Raw genomic sequence first — 17466 nt, 5'->3', positions numbered from 1 at the left:
CGTTACAGGGCGGGCTGGTTCGCAAGCCCGATCAGCATATCCAACACCAGCGCGGAAGGGTCAAGGTTGACGGCCCGGCCGGCGCGGGCCCGGGCCGACAGGCTGGCCTGGGCATCGGCCCAGAGCCGCGCCGCCTCGGGCCCGGGCGAAAGCCGGGTCAGCACCGCGGCCTCGCCCTCGGCGGCCTCGGGCAGGGGGGCGCCCATCAGCCCGGTGCGCGCGGCGCGGGTCAGGAAGCGGTCGAGCAGCGTCATCACCAGGTCGAACGGATCGCCCTCGGCCCCGGCGCGGCCGGCCGCCAGCTCGGCCAGTGCGGCCGCGGCGCGGCGGTCCATGCGCGGATAGTCGGCGAAAAGCCCGGTGATGCGCTGATAGAGATCCAGCCCGTCCTGGCCGGCTAGCCGCAGCGCCTCGCCGACCGAGCCGCCCGACAGCGCCGAAAGCCGCGCCGCGTCATGCGCGACGCCCAGTCCGGCCAGCACCTGCGCCATGTCATCGGACCCCAGCGGATGCAGCCGCAATTCCCGGCAGCGCGAGCGGATGGTCGGCAAAAGCCGCGCCGGCTGATGCGCGACCAGCAGCAACGTGGCCCGGGCCGGTGGCTCCTCGAGCAGTTTCAGAAGCGCATTGGCGGCGGCCGGGTTCATCTCGTCGGCGGCGTCGATGATGGCGATGCGGCGGCCGCCCTCGGCGGCGCTCATGTGAAAGAAGCCGTGCAGCCGGCGGATTTCGTCCACGGTGATCTCGCTGCGCAGCCGCTGGGTCTTGTCGTCGAGCGGCCGGCGCACCAGGTGCAGCCGCGGCTCGGACAGGGCCCGGATGCGGCGCACCGCCGGATCCTCGGGCGGCGCGGTCAGGTCCGGGCTGTCCGAGCCGCTCAGCAGGTATTTCGCGATGCTCCAGGCCAAGGTCGCCTTGCCGGTGCCGCGCGGGCCCGAGATCAGCCAGCCGTGATGCAGCCGGTGCGCCCGGGCGGCGGCGAGAAAATCCGCGACCGCCTGGTCCTGGCCGATGGTGCGAAGCGCCTCGCGCGGGTGCGGGGCGCCGGGCACCCGATCGGGTTCGGGCAGGGCGGCCTCGTCGCTCATGGCAGGGCGGCCCGGACACGGGCGGCGACCTCGTCGGCGCTGCCGCTGCCGTCGATGGTGCGGAACCGCCCGGGGTTTTCCGCCGCCAATGCCAGGAAACCCGCGCGCAACCGGCGCTGGAAATCCAGGCCCAGGGTCTCGAAACGGTCCTCGACGCCGCCGCGGGCCTGGCCGCGGGCCAGCGCGGTGGCGGGGTCGATGTCGATCAGCAACGTCAGGTCGGGCTCGATGCCGATGGTCAGGCGATGCAATTCCTCGACCAGCGCGCGCAGGTCGGCGCGGGCAAGGCCTTGGTAGACCCGGGTGGAATCGGCGAAGCGGTCGGTGACGACATGGGCGCCGCGCGCCAGCGCCGGGCGGATCAGCCGCTCGACATGGTCGCGGCGGGCGGCGGTGAAAAGCAGCAGCTCGGTCTCCGGCGACCAGCGTTCGCCCCGGCCCTCGACCAGCAGGCGGCGGATCTCCTCGGCGCCCTCGCTGCCGCCGGGCTCGCGGGTCAGCAGCGTCTCGGTGCCGGTCTCGGCCAGCGCCGCGGCAAGGCGGCGCGCCTGGGTCGACTTGCCTGATCCGTCTATGCCTTCGAAGCTGATGAACATCGGCGGCGCGTCAGTTGCGCACCGACTGGATCGCCCGCTCGCCCAGCCGGAAGGCGGCGCTTTGCATGCGGCCGAGGACGCCGCTACGGGCCACGTCGGCGGCGGCGAAAAGCGGCAGCCGCGACTGGCCGGTGCCGGGGATGTTCACGACCAGCTCGCCCAGCCGGTCGCCCTTGGCGATCGGCGCCTCGATCGGGCCGTTGAACACCGCCTCGGCGGTGACGCCGTCATGCGAGCCGGCCGGGATCAGCACCCGCACGCCGTCGCGGGTGGTCAGGCCGACGCGGCTGCGCTCGCCCAGCCAGACCGGGGCCTGGGTCACGATCTCGTCCTTGGGGATGATGGTGCGCATGGTGAACTGGCGATAGGCCCAGTTGACGATGCGCTCGGATTCCTCGGCCCGGGCCTTGTCGCTGGGCAGGCCGGCGATGACGAAGACGATGCGGCGGTCGCCCTGCACCGCCGAGCCGACCAGGCCATAGCCCGCCTCCTGCGTGTGGCCGGTCTTGAGCCCGTCGGCCTTCCAGTCGCCGCCGCCAAGACGCAAGAGCGGGTTGCGGTTGTTGGCATTCGAGGGCACCCGACCCTTGTAATTGTATTCGGTCAGGCCGAAGTTCTTGTAAAGCTCGGGAAATTCGGTGATCAGCCGCGTTGCAAGGATCCCCAGGTCGTGCATCGACATGCGGTGGTCCGGCGCCGGCCAGCCCGAGGCATTGGCGAAATGCGACTGCGTCATGCCCAGTTGCTGCGCGCGCTCGTTCATCAGCCGGGCAAAGGCCTCCTCGGTGCCGGCCAGGCCCTCGGCCACCACCACGCAGGCGTCGTTGCCCGAATTGATGATGATGCCGTGGATCAGCTCCTCGACCGTGGGCCGGTCGGCGGGCTCGACGAACATCTTCGAGCCGCCCATGTGCCAGGCCTTGGTCGAGACCGGGAAGGTGGTGTCCATCGCCACCCGGCCCTCGTGCAGGGCCTCGAACAGCATGTTCAGCGTCATCAGCTTGGACATCGAGGCCGGCGGCAGCGGTTCCTCGGCGTTCTTCTCCATCAGCACGGTGCCGGTCGCCACGTCATAGACCCAGGCCGCGCGGGCATTGGTGTCGAAGGCCCGGGCCGGCAGCGCCAGGACCATGAGGAGAGCGAAGATGCGGAACGTCAGAGCGCGCATGGATTGTCCTTGACCGGTCGCGTTTGCGCCATGGTTAGCGCAGCGGGCCGCGGCCCGCAACGTCGCTCGGGTGCATCTGCCGGGCAAGTGAACGACCGGCGGTTGCGGCGTCCGTGCCTCAGTAGCTGCGGATCAGCCCGACCAGGCGGCCCTGGACATGCACCTTGTCCTCGGGCAGCACGCGGGTTTCATAGGCCGGGTTCGCGGCCTCCAGCGCGATCATGCCGCCCTTGCGGCGATAGCGTTTCAGCGTCGCCTCGAACCCCTCGACCAGCGCCACGACGATGTCGCCGTTCTCGGCCGTGTCCTGTTCGCGGATCACCACCACGTCGCCGTCGTTGATTCCGGCCTCGATCATCGAATCGCCTTTGACCTCAAGCGCATAGTGCCGCTCCTTGCCCGACAGCATCGAGCCCGGCACCGCGATGTGATGCGACACCTCGGAGATCGCCTCGATCGGGACGCCGGCGGCGATGCGGCCCATCACCGGCAGGTCGACCGCCGAGACCGAAACCTCGAAGGCGCCGCGCGGCAGCGGCTGGGCGGGGCGGGCATCGCCCTCGATCACCCGCGGCTGGAAGCCCGGGCCCTTGCTGAGGCTGTCGGGCAGGCGGACGATTTCCAGCGCCCGGGCGCGATGCGGCAGGCGGCGGATGAAGCCGCGTTCTTCAAGGGCGGTCACGAGGCGATGAATTCCCGATTTCGAGCGCAGGTCCAGCGCCAGCTTCATTTCGTCGAACGAGGGCGGCACCCCGTCGCGGGCCATGCGCGCCTGAATGAATTCAAGCAGCTGGATTTGCTTCTTGGTCAGCATGGTTTTTCCCTGCTCTGCTGCGAGTGCCATCATGTTCCTTGAATGTTCTAGCGCCTGGGGGCCCTTCCGTCAACGATTAAGCCGATTCGGGTAAAGAAGCCGTTAAAGCGGCAGAAATTCCATGATCTCGCCGGCCGCGCGGCCTGGATCATGCGCGGGACGGACCAGCAGCGCGTCGGCCTCGGCCAGCAACCACAGCCGGGCGCTGTCCTGCTCGGCAAAGGGCGCGATCAGCGGCAGCGCGTCGCCCGGCGCCAGCCGCGCGCGCAGATAGTGCTGGCGATTGCCCTCGGGCGGCAGGTCGGCGGCAAGCCGGGCCCGCGCCGGCTCTGGCCCGGGCGGCAGGCCCTGCATGGCGCGCAGCAGCGGCTGCATGAACAGTTTCGCGCAAACCACGGCCGAGACGGGATTTCCCGGCAGGCCCAGCATGGCGGCATCGCCCATGCGCCCGGCCATCAGCGGCTTGCCCGGCCGCATCGCCAGCTTGTAGAAACTGCGCTGCATCCCCAGATCGGCCGAGACCTTGGCCACCAGGTCGTGATCGCCCACCGAGGCGCCGCCGATGGTCACGATCAGGTCGCAGCCCTCGGCCTCGGCGAAGCGGTCGCGCAGGCTTTCCTCGGTATCGCGGGCCAGCGGCAGGACCACGGGTTCGGCCCCGGCCTCGCGGGCCAGCGCGGCAATGGCGATGTCGTTCGAGCTGATGATCTGCCCGGCCGCCGGCGTGGCGCCGGGCCGCACCAGCTCATCGCCGCCGGCCAGCACCGCGACCCGCGGCCGCCGCGCGACCGAGACCCGCGCCACGTTCATCGCCGCGATCAGCGCGAGGTCGGCCGGGCGCAGCGGCCGGGCCGGCCGGAACGCGGAATCTGCGGAAAAATCATTGCCTTGCAGGCGGATGTTCAGGTTCGATCCCGCATCGGCGACGGTGATGCGGTCGCCGTCGCGGGTCACGATCTCCTGCATCACCACGCGGTCATAGCCGGCCGGCACCGGCGCGCCGGTAAAGATGCGGATCGCGCTGCCGGGGGGCGTCTCGCCCGCATAGGGCACGCCGGCCGCCGCCGTGCCGATCACCGCCAGCGGCCCCGGCAAATCGACCGAGCGCAGCGCATAGCCGTCCATGGCGGCGGCGTCGAAGGGCGGCTGCGTCAGCCGCGCGACCGCGGGTGCGGCCAGCGCGCGGCCCAGCGCGTCCTGCACCGCGATCTCCTCGGCCTGCGGCGGATGGGCAAGGGCCAGCACCAGGGTGCGGGCTTCGTCGACGCTGATCATCGGTTCCCCTTTCAGGGCGCGCGGAAGTCGCCCGATTTGCCGCCGCTTTTCGCCAGCAGGCGGATTCCTTCGATGCGCATGTCCTTCTGCGCGGCTTTCAGCATGTCATAGACGGTCAGGCAGGCGGTGGAAACGGCGGTCAGCGCCTCCATCTCCACGCCGGTCTTGCCGGCGGTGCGCACGGTCGCGGTGATGCGGATGCCGGGCAGGGCCGGGTCGGCCACGAGGTCGACCGCGACCTTGGTGATCGGCAGCGGATGGCACAGCGGGATCAGGTCCGAGGTACGCTTGGCGCCCATGATGCCGGCGAGCCGCGCCACGCCCATGACGTCGCCCTTGGCCGCGCCACCCTGCGCCAGGGCCAGCGTCTCGGGCGCCATGACGACCAGGCCCTCGGCCACCGCCTCGCGCGCGGTGTCGGGCTTTTGCGACACGTCGACCATATGCGCCTGACCCTGGGCGTCGAAATGCGTCAGGCTCATGCCGCCAGCCCCAGGATGCCGCGCGTCGCCGCGGTCACGTCGGCCTGGCGCATCAGGCTTTCGCCGATCAGGAAGCGCTTCACCCCGGCCTCTGCCATGCGGTCCAGGTCGGCTGCCACGAAAAGGCCGCTTTCGCAGACCAGGTCGCGGTCCGGCGGCAGCATCGGCGCCAGCCGCAGCGTGGTGTCGAGGCTGATGTCAAAGGTCTTCAGGTTGCGGTTGTTCACCCCGATCAGCGGCGATTTCAGGCGCAGGGCGCGTTCCATCTCGGCCTCGTCATGGACCTCGATCAGCGCGTCCATGCCCCAATGGCTCGCGGCGTCCTCGAGCTCGGCGGCGAGCGTATCCTCGACCGAGGCCATGATGATCAGGATGCAATCGGCGCCCCAGGCGCGGGCCTCGGCGACCTGATAGGGATCGTAAAGGAAATCCTTGCGCAGCGCCGGCAGGTCGCAGGCGGCGCGGGCGGCGGTCAGGAAGGCCGGCGCGCCCTGGAAGCTGGGGCCGTCGGTCAGCACCGACAGGCAGGCCGCGCCGCCGGCCTCATAGGCGCGGGCCAGCGCCGGCGGGTCGAAATCTGGGCGGATCAAGCCCTTGGAGGGGCTCGCCTTCTTGATCTCGGCGATCAGGGCATGGCCATGCGCGGCCTTTGCGGCCAAGGCCCGGGCAAAGCCGCGCGGCGCCTCGGCGGCGCGGGCCTGGGCCTCGAGCTCGGCCAGCGGCCGGGCGGCCTTGGCGGCGGCGATTTCTTCCAGCTTGTAGGCTTTGATGCGGTCGAGAATGTTCATGGTTTTCCTTACTCCGCCGCGGCCGGCCGGGAAAGGGCCCAGTCGATCGGCGCCTCGCCACGCGCGCGCAGCCAGTCGTTCACCCGGCTGAACGGCCTGGACCCGAAGAAGCCGCGCCGCGCCGACAGCGGCGAGGGATGCGCGCTTTCGATCACCAGGTCGCAGCCGCGCGGCAGGCCCGCCACCGCCTTTTGTGCATGCGCGCCCCACAGCACGAAGGCCAGCGGCCGCTCGTCCTGCGCCCGGGCGATGGCCTGGCGCACCAGCCGCTCCCAGCCCCATTTCGCATGCGCGCCGGCTTGGCCGGGCAGCACCGAAAGCGCGGTGTTCAGCAGCAGCACCCCTTGCCGCGCCCAGCCCGACAGGTCGCCGTCGGGCGGCGCGGCGCCCAGGTCGGCCTGCATCTCGGCATGGATGTTCCGCAGCGAGCGGGGCAGGGCGGTCTCGGGCGTCACCGAGAACGCCAGCCCATTGGCATGGCCGGGCGTCGGATAGGGGTCCTGGCCCAGGATCACCACCCGCGCCGACCCGGGCGGCGTCAGCGCCAGCGCGGCAAAGACCCGGGCCGGGCCGGGCAGCCAGTCGTGACCGTCCAGCCGCGCGGCGATGCCCGGCCAGTCCTGGCGAAAGAACGGCAGGCCGGCCCATTCCGGCGGGACCAGCGCCGCCATCAGGCTTGCGGCTCGGGCGCGCCGACCTGCGCGGCCAGGGCGGCGAGCTTCGCCGCCGCCTTGCCGCTGTCGATGGCTTCGGCCGCGATCTCGGCCCCCTCGGGCAGCGAAGCCGCCTTGCCGGCGATCAGCAGCGCGGCGGCGGCATTCAGCAGCACCGCGTCGCGATAGGCGCCGGTCTCGCCCGCCAGCAGCGCGCGCAGCGCATTGGCGTTATGGACGGGATCGCCGCCCAGGATCGCCTCGAACGGATGGCGCGGCAGGCCGGCATCCTCGGGGGCGATCTCGAATTCGGTGATCTCGCCGTCCTTCAGCGCCGCCACCCAGCTCGGCGCGGCGATCGACAGCTCGTCGGTGCCGTCGCCGCCATGGATCAGCCAGGCGACCTCCGAGCCCAGCGCGCGCAGCGTCTCGGCCATCGGCCGGTTCCAGACCCGGTCGAAGGTGCCGGTCAGCTGCCGCTTGACCCCGCCCGGATTGGTCATCGGCCCCAGCAGGTTGAAGATCGTCCGGGTGCCCAACTCGGCCCGCGCCGGGCCGACATGGCGCATGGCGGGGTGATGCATCGGCGCCATCATGAAGCAGATCCCGGTCTCGGCCAGCGCGCGCTCGGCCACCTCGGGCGGCGTCATCACGTTCAGCCCCAGATGGGTGATCGCATCGGCGCTGCCGGATTTCGACGACAGGTTGCGGTTGCCGTGCTTGGCGACCGGCACGCCGGCGCCCGCGACCACGAAGGCCGTGGCGGTCGAGATGTTCAGCGTGCCCTTGCCGTCGCCGCCGGTGCCGACGATGTCGATGGCGCCCACGGGGGCCTTGATGCGGTTCATCCGCGCGCGCATGGCGCGGGTGGCGGCGGCCATTTCCTCGACCGTCTCGCCGCGCACGCGGAGCGCCATCAGCAGCCCGCCGATCTGCGCCGGAGTCGCCGCGCCCTCGAACAGCGCGCCGAAGGCGGCCTCGGCCTCGGCCCCGGTCAGCGGGCGGGTGGCGGCGATGCCGATCAGCGGGCGGATGTCGGTCACGCTCATGCCGCCGCGTCCAGGTTCGAGCAGCGGCGCAGGAAGTTGCGGATCATGTCGTGGCCGTATTCCGAGGCGATGCTTTCCGGGTGGAACTGCACGCCCTCGATGGGCAGCGTCCTGTGCACCAGCCCCATGATGGTGCCGTCGGCGCAGGTCGCGGTGACGCGCAGGCAGTCGGGCAGGCTTTCCGGCTCGACCGTCAGCGAATGATAGCGCGTCGCGGTCAGGGGCGAGGGCAGGCCGGAAAAGACCCCGGTGCCGTCATGGCTGACCGCGTCGGTCTTGCCGTGGACGATGCGGCTGGCGCGCACCACCTTGCCACCGAAGGCCTCGCCGATGGCCTGGTGGCCCAGGCAGACGCCAAAGAGCGGCACGCCGCGTTCCGCCGCCGCCCGGATCAGCGGCACGATGATCCCGGCCTGTGCCGGATCGCAGGGCCCGGGCGAGATCACGATGCCCTGGGCGCCCATGTCCAGCGCCTCCTCGACCGTCAGCACGTCGTTGCGGCGCACCACCACATCCGCGCCGGCTTCGCCCATGTAATGCACCAGGTTCCAGGTAAAGCTGTCGTAATTGTCGATGAGCAGGATCATGGCGCGCGCCTTGGATTGGGCCTTGGATGGGGGCCTTGGGGATCGGGGCCTTGCAAAGGGGGATGAACCCCGCAAAATCTGCCGCTATAGATGGGCTAAAGCGCCTTGGGGGGTCAAGCCCGCCGGGCAAGAAAAACGGCGCGCGGGGCCAAGGGCGGGACGGTCGAGGCATGGCAAGGCGATTCGCGGCAGGGTTTGTTCACGGCATGCTGATCTGCGGCGCCGCGCTGGCGGGGCTGTCGCTGGCGCTGCCGCAACCGCCGCGGCCTGGCGAGAGCCCGGCGCCTGCCGCCGATATGGCCCTGGAGCCGGTCGCGGCAACCCCTACCGAGCCGCCGGCCGAACCGGCAACGGTCGCGCCGGTGCCGGCCGAGCCGGTCGCGGACCTGCCCGCCGAGACGCCTGCGGTTGCGCTCGCGCCTGCCGGGCCGGTCTCGGCCGAGCCGATCGCGCCCGAAGCCCAGGCGCCCGGACCGGACGCCGTTGTTTCGGCCGCCCCGACCGCTGAGCCCCCGGCCGCCGCGCCCGAGGCCGCCGAACCCGAGGCCGCCGTGGCCGAGACCCTGACGCTGCCCGCCGGCTCGGGCTTTGCCGCCGCGACCGACCAGCCGCCGCAACTGCCGACGGCGCTCTCCGCGCAGGCGCCGCAGCCGGCCCAGCCCGCCGCCGCGCCGCGCCCCTCGGCCGAGCCCGCGCCCGCCGGGACCGATGCCGCCGCCGCGCGCCCGCCGCCGCCCGAGGCCCCCGCCGCGCCCGAGATGGCGCTGCCCGCGCCCGATCCCATCGACCTGCCCGAACCGGCCGGCGAGGCGCCGATCCCGGTGCCGCCGCCCGGCAAGGTGGTGACGCCGGGGCTGGACCGCGCGCCCGAGCGCAGCCCCGCCGCCACCGCGCCGGCCACGCTTGCCGCCGCCGAAGCACCGGCCGAGGTGCCCGCAGAAACCCCAGCCGAAACCCCGGCCTCTCCGGCCCGCGACACCGCGCCCGACCTGTCGACGCCCCCTGATTTCGGCGCCCTGCGCCTCAACGACTAGAGCTTGCCATGCTGCCGCTGAACCCCGCGCTTGCCGCGACCTTTCGCCCTCCGGTGATGGAGGCGCGGCGCTGGCTCGACGGCGTCAGCTTCCCGCCCGAGCGCCCGCTCATCAACGTGAGCCAGGCCGCCCCGGTCGATCCGCCGCCCGAGCCCCTGCGCCGCGCCATGGCCGAGGCGGCGCTGAACCAGCCCGACGCGCATCTCTACGGCCCGGTGCTGGGCCGGCCGGAGCTGCGCGAGGCGGTGGCCCGCGCCTGGTCGGCGGCCTATGGCGGCAGCATCCGTCCCGAAGAGGTCGCGATCACCCAGGGCTGCAACCAGGCCTTCTGCGCCGCGATCCAGACCCTCGCCGCGGCCGGGGACGAGGTCATCCTGCCGATGCCGTGGTATTTCAACCACAAGATGTGGCTCGACATGCAGGGCATCGCCACCGTCGGGTTGCGCTGCGGTCCGGGCATGGTCCCCGACCCGGCCGAGGCCGAACGCCTGGTCACCGCCCGCACCCGCGCCATCGTGCTGGTCAGCCCCAACAACCCCTCGGGCGCGGAATACCCGGCCGAGGTGCTGCGCGGCTTCATGGAGCTGGCCCGCGCCCGTGGCCTCGCGCTGGTCGTCGATGAGACCTACCGCGATTTCGACAGCCGCACCGGCGCGCCGCACGACCTGTTCGCCGACCCCGACTGGGGCGACACGCTGATCCATCTCTACAGCTTTTCCAAGGCCTATCGGCTGACCGGCCACCGCGTCGGCGCGGTGATCGCGAGCCCGGCCCGCATGGTCGAGATCGAGAAATTCCTCGACACCGTCGCCATCTGCGCCAGCCAGATCGGCCAGATCGGCGCCGCCTGGGGCATGGCGAACCTGGGCCCATGGCTCGCGGCCGAGCGCGCGGAAATCCTGCGCCGCCGCGCCGCCACCGCCTCGGGCATGGCCGGCCTTGCGGGCTGGCGGGTCAAGGGTTGCGGCGCCTATTTCGCCTGGGTCGAGCATCCGTTCGACCTCGCCTCGCCCGATCTTGCCCGCCGGCTGGTGGCCGAGGCCGGCGTGCTGGCGCTGCCCGGCACCATGTTCATGCCCCAGGGCGACGCCGAGGGCGCGCGCCACCTGCGCATCGCCTTCGCCAATGCCGACGTGGACGGGATCGCCGCGCTGATGGACCGGCTCGCGGGCTTCCGCGCCTGACGCACGGCTTGCGGCTTTGTGAGCCGGCGGCGCGGGCCGGGCCCGCCGCGGCCCTTGCCGCCGGGGCGCGCGCACCCTAAACACGCGGCTAGAGACAAGAATTCAGAACGGGACGGCATCATCATGCGCGGCAAGGGCAAATCCACGATCGTCTGGTTGCTGATGGGGATGCTGGTCCTGGGATTGGGCGGCTTCGGCGTCACCAATTTCTCGGGCGGCACGGCGGATATCGGCACGGTGGGCGATGTCTCGATCTCGTCGCAGGACTATGCCCGCACGCTACGCGCCGAGATGCAGGACTTCTCGGCCCGCACCGGCCGCCAGGTCACCGGCGCCGAGGCCCGCACCATCGGCATCGACCAGGCGGCGCTGGCGCGGCTCTATACCGGGGCCGCGCTGGAAGACGAGGCGAACCGGCTGGGCGTCTCGGTCGGCGACAAGGCGGTGGCCGACCAGATCACCGCCTCGCAGGCCTTCCGCGGCATGAACGGCCAGTTCGACCGCAATGTCTATGCCGACGTGCTGAAGCGCGAGGGCATCCGCGAGGCCGAGTTCGAGCACGACCTGCGCATGGACCAGGCCCGGCTGATCCTGCAGCAGGCGGTGCTGGCCGGCGTCACCGCGCCCGAGGCGGTCACCGCCCGCTCGCAGGGCTGGCTGATGGAGACCCGCGACATCCACTGGCGCGAGCTGACCGCGGCCGACCTGGCCGCGCCCATCGCCACCCCCGACGACGCCACGCTGGAGGCCTGGCACAAGGCCAATGCCGACCGCTTCACCGCGCCCGAGATCCGCAAGATCACCTATGTCTGGCTGACCCCCGAGATGCTGGAAGGCGAGGTCGAGGTCGACGAGCAGGCGCTGCGCGATCTCTACCAGAGCCGCATCGACGAATTCCAGCGCCCCGAGCGCCGCATGGTCGAGCGCCTGGTCTTCCCGACCATGGCCGCCGCCGAGGAAGCCAAGGCCCGGATCGACAGGGGCGAGACCAGCATCGAGGCGCTGGCCGCCGAGCGCGGGCTGTCGCTCAATGACATCGACCTGGGCGAGGTGACCCAGGCCGAGCTGGGCGCCGCCGGCGAGGCGGTCTTTGCGCTGGAGCAGCCGGGCGTCGCCGGGCCGGCCAGTTCGGACCTGGGCCCGGCGCTGTTTTCCATGAACGCCATCCTCGAGCCGGTGAACGTGCCCTTCGAGCAGGCCCGCGCCGACCTGCGCATCGAGGCGGCGGTCGACCGTGCCCGCCGGGTGATCGAGGACAAGGCCGGCGAATTCTCGGACCTGCTGGCCGGCGGCGCCACGCTGGAGGACCTGGCCAAGGAGACCGAGATGAAGCTGGGCCAGATCGACTGGAGCGCCGGCGCCGAGGCCGCGCCCGACAGCATCGACGCCTATCCCGAATTCCGCCAGCACGCGGCGCAGGCGACCGAGAAGGACTTTCCGGAACTGCTGACCTTCGACGACGGCGGCGTCTTCGCCATGCGGCTGGATGCCATCCAGCCCCCGGCGCTGATCCCCTTTGCCGAGGTGCGTGACCGCGTGGCCGAGGACTGGACTCGCAACGAAACCCGCCGCCAACTGCTGGCCCTGGCCGAGGAACGCAAGCTCGCGGCCGAGGCGGCCGTCGCGCCCGGCATCGAGCCGGCCCCGACGGCGGCGACCGTGCCGGTCGCCCAGGCCGTCGGCGCCGCGGTCGGCAATACCGCGACCACGCCGCCAGCCGCCCCGCCGGAAGCCGCCGCCCCGCCCGCGGCGGATCGCGGCACGCCCGAGACCAACCTGGCGCGCGGCGGCTTCATCAACGGCGTGCCGCAGGACGTCGTCGCCCAGGCCTTCCAGATCAAGGAGCCGGGCGACGCCGAGGTGGTCGATGCCGACGGCCGGGTCTTCCTGGTCACGCTGGACAAGATCCACCCCGCCGCCACCGAGGGCGACGAGGCCAGCCAGATCCGCGACGGCATCAGTGCCCGGCTGGTCGACAGCCTGCACCAGGACGTGTTCGACTATTTCTCCCGCGCCCTGCAGGCGCAAAGCGGCACCACCATCAACCAGACCGCCGTCGATGCGGTGAATGCACAGGTCCAGTGATGGACATCTCGCCCGATTTCGCGGCATTCGAGCAGGGCTGGGCCCAGGGCCGCAACCAGCTGCTGACCATCCGCCTGGCCGCTGACCTCGACACGCCGGTCAGCCTGATGCTGAAGCTGGCCGAGGCGGCGCCGAATTCCTTCATGCTGGAATCCGTCACCGGCGGCGAAATCCGCGGCCGCTATTCCTTTGTCGGCATGAAGCCCGACCTGATCTGGGAATGCCGCGACGGCCGCGCCCGCATCAACCGCCAAGCCCGCTATTCCGAGGAATTCGTGGCCGAGGACCGCCCGGCGCTGGACAGCCTGCGCGCCCTGATCGCCGAGACCCGCATCGACATGCCCGAGGGCGTGCCGGCCGGGGCGGCGGGGCTTTTCGGCTATCTCGGCTATGACATGATCCGGCTGGTCGAGCGGCTGCCCGACGTGAACCCCGACCCGCTGGGCCTGCCCGACGCGATGATGCTGCGCCCCTCGGTCGTCGCCGTCCTCGACGGCGTCAAGGGCGAGGTGGCGCTTTGCGCCCCCGCCTGGCACGACGCGGGCATCCCGGTCCGTGCCGCCTATGCCCAGGCGGCCGAGCGGCTGATGGAGGCGCTGCGCGCGCTGGACCGCCAGCCGAGCGAGCCGCGCGCCTTGGGCCACGACCTGAAGATCGGCGAGCTGCGCAGCAATTTCAGCAAGCCGGCCTATCTCGCGGCGGTGGAAAAGGCCAAGGACTACATCCGCGCCGGCGACATCTTCCAGGTCGTCCCCAGCCAGCGCTGGTCGATGGATTTCCCGCTGCCGCCCTTCGCGCTCTATCGCTCGCTGCGCCGCACCAACCCCTCGCCCTTCATGTTCTTCCTGAACTTCGGCGGCTTCCAGATCTGCGGCGCCTCGCCCGAGATCCTGGTGCGCCTGCGCGAGGGCCAGGTCACCGTCCGCCCCATCGCCGGCACCCGCCCGCGCGGCGCGACCCCGGCCGAGGACGACGCGCTGGAAGCCGACCTGCTGGCCGACCAGAAGGAACTGGCCGAGCACCTGATGCTTCTGGACCTGGGCCGCAACGACGTCGGCCGTGTCGCCAAGATGGGCACCGTCACCCCCACCGAGCAGTTCATTGTCGAGCGGTATTCGCATGTCATGCACATCGTCTCGAACGTGGTGGGCGAGCTGCGCGAGGGCGAGGATGCGCTGTCGGCGCTGCTGGCGGGGATGCCGGCCGGCACCGTCTCGGGCGCGCCCAAGGTCCGGGCGATGCAGATCATCGACGAGCTGGAGCCGGAAAAGCGCGGCGTCTATGCCGGCGGCGTCGGCTATTTCGCTGCGAATGGCGAGATGGACATGTGCATCGCGCTGCGCACCGGGGTGATCAAGGACGGCCAGCTTTACATCCAGGCCGGCGGCGGGGTGGTCTATGACAGCGACCCCGAGGCCGAATTCATGGAGACGGTGAACAAGAGCCGCGCCCTGCGCCGGGCGGCGGAGGAGGCGGCCCGCTTCGTGCGCGGGAACGGGTAGGGCATCCGCCGGCCCTTCCGGGGCTGCGCGTTTGACATTGTTCGACGCAGCGCCAGGCGCCATATTCCCCGCAACATCGTGCCATAGCGGAGCGGGGCCATGGAAGCGGAAGTGCGCAAGCTGTTCCAGCGATACGAACGCTTCTTCAGGCGTTCCCTCGCCGGCAATTTCGACAAGGCACAGGTCGCGGAACTCTATGCCTCCGAATTCATCGCGGCCACCCCGGCCGGCGTCATGGCCGGCAAGAACGACGAGACGCTGATCCAGGCCATGGTGCAAGGCTATGACCACAATCGCAGGATCGGCATGCGGGACATGCGGATCCGCGGCCTGCGCCTTTCGCCGATAGACGATCTGCATTGCGTCGCGCACGTTGCCTGGACGGCGACCTATGCCCGCGACGACCTGCCCGAGACGGCGATAGACTTCGATGTCCACTACCTGGTTCAGCTGCGGGACGGCGATGCCAAGGTCTTCGGCTGGATGTCGGGCGACGAGAACGCGCTGCTGAAACAGCACGGCGTCATCTAGCCTCGGTGTCGCGCGCCGCAGGCCCCGGGCGGTGCATGCCCGGTGTACGCGCGGTGTACGCCCCCTGCACGTCGGTCACAGCGAAAACCCCAGCAAATGCTGGGGTTTTCGGATTGCGTCCCGCCACGCGGCTGCGTGCGTTGCACGCAGTCGCTCGGCAACCTCAGCCGGTCTTGCCGCGCCACTCGCGCCAGGTCAGCGCGATCACCACCGCGTCCAGGGCCGAAAGCGCCAGCAGGGCGGGCGCCTGCGTATGCGTCCAGCGATGCATCTGCATGACGATGAAGCCGGCGAAGACCGCGATCCCCAGCGGATAGGCGAAGGCCACCCGCCGCATCAGCAAAGCCACGATCACCAGCTTGATCGCGCCATGGCCGAGCAGGTAGAGCGCATAGAAATGCTGGCTCGTCGCCGAGAACTCGGCCAGCGCCGCCGCCACGCGGCCATAGACCGGGCTGCGGTGGCCCTCGATCAACTCGTTGCGGGTCAGCCATGCGGTGAAATCGGCAAGGCGCCGGTGCGGCAGCCACCACAGACCGGCGCCGGCCATGATCTCGAACAGCGCGAAGACGGCCTTCAGCAGCAGGGTCGACTCGAACAGCCAGTGCAGCGGTCCGCGCTTCCCCTTGATATGCTTCATCAATCCTCGCCGCGATACGGCTGGACATATTGCAGCGCCATGTCCCAGGGAAAGAAGATCCAGGTGTCCTGGCTGACCTCGGTGACATAGGTCTGCACCATCGGCCGGCCCTTGGGCTTGGCATAGACGGTGGCGAAATGCGCCTTGGGGTAAAGCATGCGCACATGCTCCAGCGTGCGGCCGGAATCGACCAGGTCGTCGATGACCAGGATGCCCTCGCCGTCCTGCATCACCGCCGGGTCGGGTTCCTTCAGCACCTTGATCTCGCCGCGGTCCTGGCCGCCCTTGCCGTGATAGGACTTGACCGAGACCGTGTCGATGACGCGGATGTCGAGCTCGCGCGCGACGATCATCGCCGGCACCAGCCCGCCGCGGGTGATGGCCAGGATCGCCCGCCATTCGCGGTCTTCCAGGCGCCAGGCAAGCGCGCGGGAATCGCGATGGATCTGGTCCCAGCTGATGTGGAATCCGCGTTCATGGGGCAGGCGATCGTTCATGCTGGTTCCTTAGTGGTTGAAGATCAACAACAAACCCAGCAAGGCCATGGCAATGCTGGCGGCCCGGTCGATCCAGGATTTCGCGGCAAAATAGCGCGCCCGCATGGGTGCTGTCGACATCAGAACCGCGACCAGCGCATACCAGCTGAGTTCGGTCGCCAGGCACAGCGCATAGACCAGCCCCTGGCGCGCGGGCGCCATCGGCTCGGGAAAGACCGACAGGATCAGCGCGGCATAGAACAGCGCCGGCTTCGGGTTGGAAAGATTCAGCGCGATGCCGCCGAAAAAGCCGCGCGCGCCGCCGGCGGCCGGCGGCAGCGGCCGGGTCGAGGCGCGCCACAGCCCCCAGGCGAACCACAGCAGGTAAAGCCCGCCGAAGACCTTCATCCCGGCGAACCAGCCCGGATGCAGCCGGAACACCACGGCCAGGCCCAAAAGCGCCGCGATGCACCACAGCGAGGCGCCCACCGCCAGCCCCAGCGCATAGGGCAGGGCGCGTTCGCGGCCATGGGCAAAGGCGGTCTGCACCGTGGCGATGATCGCCGGCCCCGGCGTCAGGATCGCCAGCGACAGCGCCGAGACAAGCGCGATGACCTGCTCGACGCTCATCGCCGGGGATCAGTCCTTTTTCGTGGTGGCGATGTCGGGGGCGTCGACGGCCTTCATGCCGACGATGTGATAGCCCGAATCAACGTGATGCGTCTCGCCGGTCACGCCCGAGCCCAGGTCCGACAGCAGGTACAGCGCCGACTTGCCGACCTCGTCCTGGCTGACGTTGCGGCGCAGGGGCGAGTTCAGCTCGTTCCATTTCAGGATATAGCGGAAATCGCCGATGCCGCTGGCGGCCAGCGTCTTGATCGGCCCGGCCGAGATGGCGTTGACGCGGATGCCGTCCTTGCCGAAATCCTCGGCCAGGTAGCGCACCGAGGCCTCCAGCGCCGCCTTGGCCACGCCCATGACGTTGTAATGCGGCATGACGCGCTCGGCCCCGTAATAGGTCAGGGTCAGCATGGACCCGCCCGGCGGCATCATCGCGGCCGCGCGGCGGGCGACGGCGGTGAAGGAATAGACCGAAATGTCCATGGTCATCAGGAAGTTGTCGCGCGTTGTATCGGCATAGCGGCCGCGCAGCTGCTCCTTGTCCGAGAAGCCGATGGCATGGACGATGAAGTCGATGCTGTCCCAGCGTTCGCGGATCGCGGCGAAAAGCGAGTCGATGGACGCCTCGTCCGAGACGTCGCATTCCGCCAGCAGGTCCGAGCCGAGCTGCGCGGCCAGCGGCTCGACCCGGCGCTTCAGCGCCTCGCCCTGATAGGAAAAGGCCAACTCGGCCCCCTGGTCGGCCAGCGCCTTGGCGATGCCCCAGGCGATCGACTTGTCGTTCGCCAGCCCCATGATCAGGCCGCGACGCCCTTTCATCAGCCCGTTCCCGGCTTCACTTGACATGATGCTGCCCCTCGCGCTTCTTCGGTTTTCAGCAGGATTAGGACAAC

General features: G+C 70.6%; 19 protein-coding genes. 5 read left to right on the top strand and 14 right to left on the bottom strand.

Going from position 1 to position 17466, the window contains the following annotated elements; all coding sequences use genetic code 11:
* Nucleotides 1-2: 2 nt before the first annotated feature.
* From ASV56_RS04955 to ASV56_RS04910, 10 genes are all read right to left on the bottom strand, one after another.
* Complete coding sequence (locus tag ASV56_RS04955) at nt 3-1088, bottom strand: DNA polymerase III subunit delta' (protein WP_062561030.1); 1086 nt, start codon at nt 1086-1088, stop codon at nt 3-5.
* The gene (gene tmk / locus ASV56_RS04950) at nt 1085-1684 is read right to left on the bottom strand and encodes a dTMP kinase (RefSeq protein ID WP_062561029.1); all 600 of its coding nucleotides are present in this window, start codon (nt 1682-1684) and stop codon (nt 1085-1087) included. The genes ASV56_RS04955 and tmk overlap by 4 nt, the downstream gene beginning before the upstream one ends.
* A gap of 10 nt (nt 1685-1694) precedes the next feature.
* On the bottom strand, nt 1695-2852 hold the full coding sequence (locus tag ASV56_RS04945; RefSeq protein ID WP_062561028.1) for a D-alanyl-D-alanine carboxypeptidase family protein: 1158 nt from the start codon (nt 2850-2852) through the stop codon (nt 1695-1697).
* Nucleotides 2853-2970: 118 nt separating this feature from the next.
* Nucleotides 2971-3666 carry a transcriptional repressor LexA gene (gene lexA, locus ASV56_RS04940; protein WP_017999871.1) on the bottom strand — a complete coding sequence of 232 codons (696 nt, stop codon included), beginning with the start codon at nt 3664-3666 and terminating at the stop codon, nt 2971-2973.
* 102 nt (nt 3667-3768) lie between these two features.
* Nucleotides 3769-4941: a molybdopterin molybdotransferase MoeA gene (locus ASV56_RS04935; RefSeq protein ID WP_062561027.1), complete on the bottom strand. Its 1173-nt coding sequence runs from the start codon at nt 4939-4941 to the stop codon at nt 3769-3771.
* A gap of 11 nt (nt 4942-4952) precedes the next feature.
* Complete coding sequence (gene moaC / locus ASV56_RS04930; RefSeq protein WP_062561026.1) at nt 4953-5423, bottom strand: cyclic pyranopterin monophosphate synthase MoaC; 471 nt, start codon at nt 5421-5423, stop codon at nt 4953-4955.
* Nucleotides 5420-6211, bottom strand: coding sequence for an indole-3-glycerol phosphate synthase TrpC (gene trpC / locus ASV56_RS04925; RefSeq protein WP_062561025.1), 792 nt, complete (start codon nt 6209-6211; stop codon nt 5420-5422). Before trpC ends, moaC begins: the two co-directional genes overlap by 4 nt.
* Nucleotides 6212-6219: 8 nt before the next feature.
* Nucleotides 6220-6882, bottom strand: coding sequence for a uracil-DNA glycosylase (locus ASV56_RS04920; RefSeq protein ID WP_062561024.1), 663 nt, complete (start codon nt 6880-6882; stop codon nt 6220-6222).
* Nucleotides 6882-7913 (bottom strand): anthranilate phosphoribosyltransferase, encoded by a 1032-nt coding sequence (gene trpD / locus ASV56_RS04915; RefSeq protein ID WP_156429077.1) that lies wholly within the window; start codon nt 7911-7913, stop codon nt 6882-6884. The genes ASV56_RS04920 and trpD overlap by 1 nt, the downstream gene beginning before the upstream one ends.
* The gene (locus ASV56_RS04910; protein ID WP_062561022.1) at nt 7910-8500 is read right to left on the bottom strand and encodes an anthranilate synthase component II; all 591 of its coding nucleotides are present in this window, start codon (nt 8498-8500) and stop codon (nt 7910-7912) included. Before ASV56_RS04910 ends, trpD begins: the two co-directional genes overlap by 4 nt.
* A 170-nt stretch (nt 8501-8670) precedes the next feature.
* Between ASV56_RS04910 and ASV56_RS04905 the strand changes: the two genes are divergently transcribed.
* The 5 genes from ASV56_RS04905 (at nt 8671) to ASV56_RS04885 (ending at nt 14836) form a co-directional block, all read left to right on the top strand.
* A complete protein-coding gene (locus ASV56_RS04905) occupies nt 8671-9534 on the top strand; it encodes a hypothetical protein (RefSeq protein WP_156429076.1) in 864 nt (287 codons plus the stop codon).
* An 8-nt stretch (nt 9535-9542) separates the two neighbouring features.
* The gene (locus ASV56_RS04900; RefSeq protein WP_062561020.1) at nt 9543-10718 is read left to right on the top strand and encodes an aminotransferase; all 1176 of its coding nucleotides are present in this window, start codon (nt 9543-9545) and stop codon (nt 10716-10718) included.
* Nucleotides 10719-10841: 123 nt separating this feature from the next.
* Nucleotides 10842-12803 carry a peptidylprolyl isomerase gene (locus tag ASV56_RS04895; protein WP_062561019.1) on the top strand — a complete coding sequence of 654 codons (1962 nt, stop codon included), beginning with the start codon at nt 10842-10844 and terminating at the stop codon, nt 12801-12803.
* The gene (gene trpE / locus ASV56_RS04890; RefSeq protein WP_062561018.1) at nt 12803-14305 is read left to right on the top strand and encodes an anthranilate synthase component I; all 1503 of its coding nucleotides are present in this window, start codon (nt 12803-12805) and stop codon (nt 14303-14305) included. The genes ASV56_RS04895 and trpE overlap by 1 nt, the downstream gene beginning before the upstream one ends.
* Before the next feature lie 99 nt (nt 14306-14404).
* The gene (locus ASV56_RS04885) at nt 14405-14836 is read left to right on the top strand and encodes a nuclear transport factor 2 family protein (protein WP_062561017.1); all 432 of its coding nucleotides are present in this window, start codon (nt 14405-14407) and stop codon (nt 14834-14836) included.
* A gap of 163 nt (nt 14837-14999) precedes the next feature.
* Here ASV56_RS04885 and ASV56_RS04880 read toward each other — a convergent pair whose 3' ends face one another.
* Genes ASV56_RS04880 through fabI form a run of 4 tightly spaced genes read right to left on the bottom strand, consistent with a single transcriptional unit; the run spans nt 15000 to nt 17419 of the window.
* Nucleotides 15000-15476 (bottom strand): DUF2127 domain-containing protein, encoded by a 477-nt coding sequence (locus tag ASV56_RS04880; RefSeq protein ID WP_062561016.1) that lies wholly within the window; start codon nt 15474-15476, stop codon nt 15000-15002.
* On the bottom strand, nt 15476-15973 hold the full coding sequence (gpt, locus tag ASV56_RS04875; protein WP_062561015.1) for a xanthine phosphoribosyltransferase: 498 nt from the start codon (nt 15971-15973) through the stop codon (nt 15476-15478). Before gpt ends, ASV56_RS04880 begins: the two co-directional genes overlap by 1 nt.
* Before the next feature lie 9 nt (nt 15974-15982).
* On the bottom strand, nt 15983-16582 hold the full coding sequence (locus ASV56_RS04870) for a LysE family translocator (RefSeq protein WP_062561014.1): 600 nt from the start codon (nt 16580-16582) through the stop codon (nt 15983-15985).
* 9 nt (nt 16583-16591) lie between these two features.
* Complete coding sequence (gene fabI, locus ASV56_RS04865; protein WP_062561013.1) at nt 16592-17419, bottom strand: enoyl-ACP reductase FabI; 828 nt, start codon at nt 17417-17419, stop codon at nt 16592-16594.
* Nucleotides 17420-17466 lie beyond the last annotated feature (47 nt).

Source organism: Paracoccus aminovorans, from assembly GCF_001546115.1.
GTDB classification, from domain to species: Bacteria; Pseudomonadota; Alphaproteobacteria; order Rhodobacterales; family Rhodobacteraceae; genus Paracoccus; species Paracoccus aminovorans_B.
Note: the sequence above shows the minus strand (reverse complement) of the source record. Positions and strands in the feature narration are given on the sequence as shown.

Bases quoted from the DNA above. Each gene is read 5' to 3' on its own strand.
- trpC (WP_062561025.1), bottom strand. From the start codon at position 6,211: ATGAACATTCTCGACCGCATCAAAGCCTACAAGCTGGAAGAAATCGCC.
- ASV56_RS04870 (WP_062561014.1), bottom strand. From the start codon at position 16,582: ATGAGCGTCGAGCAGGTCATCGCGCTTGTCTCGGCGCTGTCGCTGGCG.
- ASV56_RS04905 (WP_156429076.1), top strand. From the start codon at position 8,671: ATGGCAAGGCGATTCGCGGCAGGGTTTGTTCACGGCATGCTGATCTGC.
- ASV56_RS04935 (WP_062561027.1), bottom strand. From the start codon at position 4,941: ATGATCAGCGTCGACGAAGCCCGCACCCTGGTGCTGGCCCTTGCCCAT.
- ASV56_RS04885 (WP_062561017.1), top strand. From the start codon at position 14,405: ATGGAAGCGGAAGTGCGCAAGCTGTTCCAGCGATACGAACGCTTCTTC.
- ASV56_RS04900 (WP_062561020.1), top strand. From the start codon at position 9,543: ATGCTGCCGCTGAACCCCGCGCTTGCCGCGACCTTTCGCCCTCCGGTG.
- tmk (WP_062561029.1), bottom strand. From the start codon at position 1,684: ATGTTCATCAGCTTCGAAGGCATAGACGGATCAGGCAAGTCGACCCAG.
- ASV56_RS04920 (WP_062561024.1), bottom strand. From the start codon at position 6,882: ATGGCGGCGCTGGTCCCGCCGGAATGGGCCGGCCTGCCGTTCTTTCGC.
- trpD (WP_156429077.1), bottom strand. From the start codon at position 7,913: ATGAGCGTGACCGACATCCGCCCGCTGATCGGCATCGCCGCCACCCGC.
- ASV56_RS04945 (WP_062561028.1), bottom strand. From the start codon at position 2,852: ATGCGCGCTCTGACGTTCCGCATCTTCGCTCTCCTCATGGTCCTGGCG.
- fabI (WP_062561013.1), bottom strand. From the start codon at position 17,419: ATGTCAAGTGAAGCCGGGAACGGGCTGATGAAAGGGCGTCGCGGCCTG.
- trpE (WP_062561018.1), top strand. From the start codon at position 12,803: ATGGACATCTCGCCCGATTTCGCGGCATTCGAGCAGGGCTGGGCCCAG.
- moaC (WP_062561026.1), bottom strand. From the start codon at position 5,423: ATGAGCCTGACGCATTTCGACGCCCAGGGTCAGGCGCATATGGTCGAC.
- ASV56_RS04880 (WP_062561016.1), bottom strand. From the start codon at position 15,476: ATGAAGCATATCAAGGGGAAGCGCGGACCGCTGCACTGGCTGTTCGAG.
- ASV56_RS04910 (WP_062561022.1), bottom strand. From the start codon at position 8,500: ATGATCCTGCTCATCGACAATTACGACAGCTTTACCTGGAACCTGGTG.
- lexA (WP_017999871.1), bottom strand. From the start codon at position 3,666: ATGCTGACCAAGAAGCAAATCCAGCTGCTTGAATTCATTCAGGCGCGC.
- gpt (WP_062561015.1), bottom strand. From the start codon at position 15,973: ATGAACGATCGCCTGCCCCATGAACGCGGATTCCACATCAGCTGGGAC.
- ASV56_RS04955 (WP_062561030.1), bottom strand. From the start codon at position 1,088: ATGAGCGACGAGGCCGCCCTGCCCGAACCCGATCGGGTGCCCGGCGCC.
- ASV56_RS04895 (WP_062561019.1), top strand. From the start codon at position 10,842: ATGCGCGGCAAGGGCAAATCCACGATCGTCTGGTTGCTGATGGGGATG.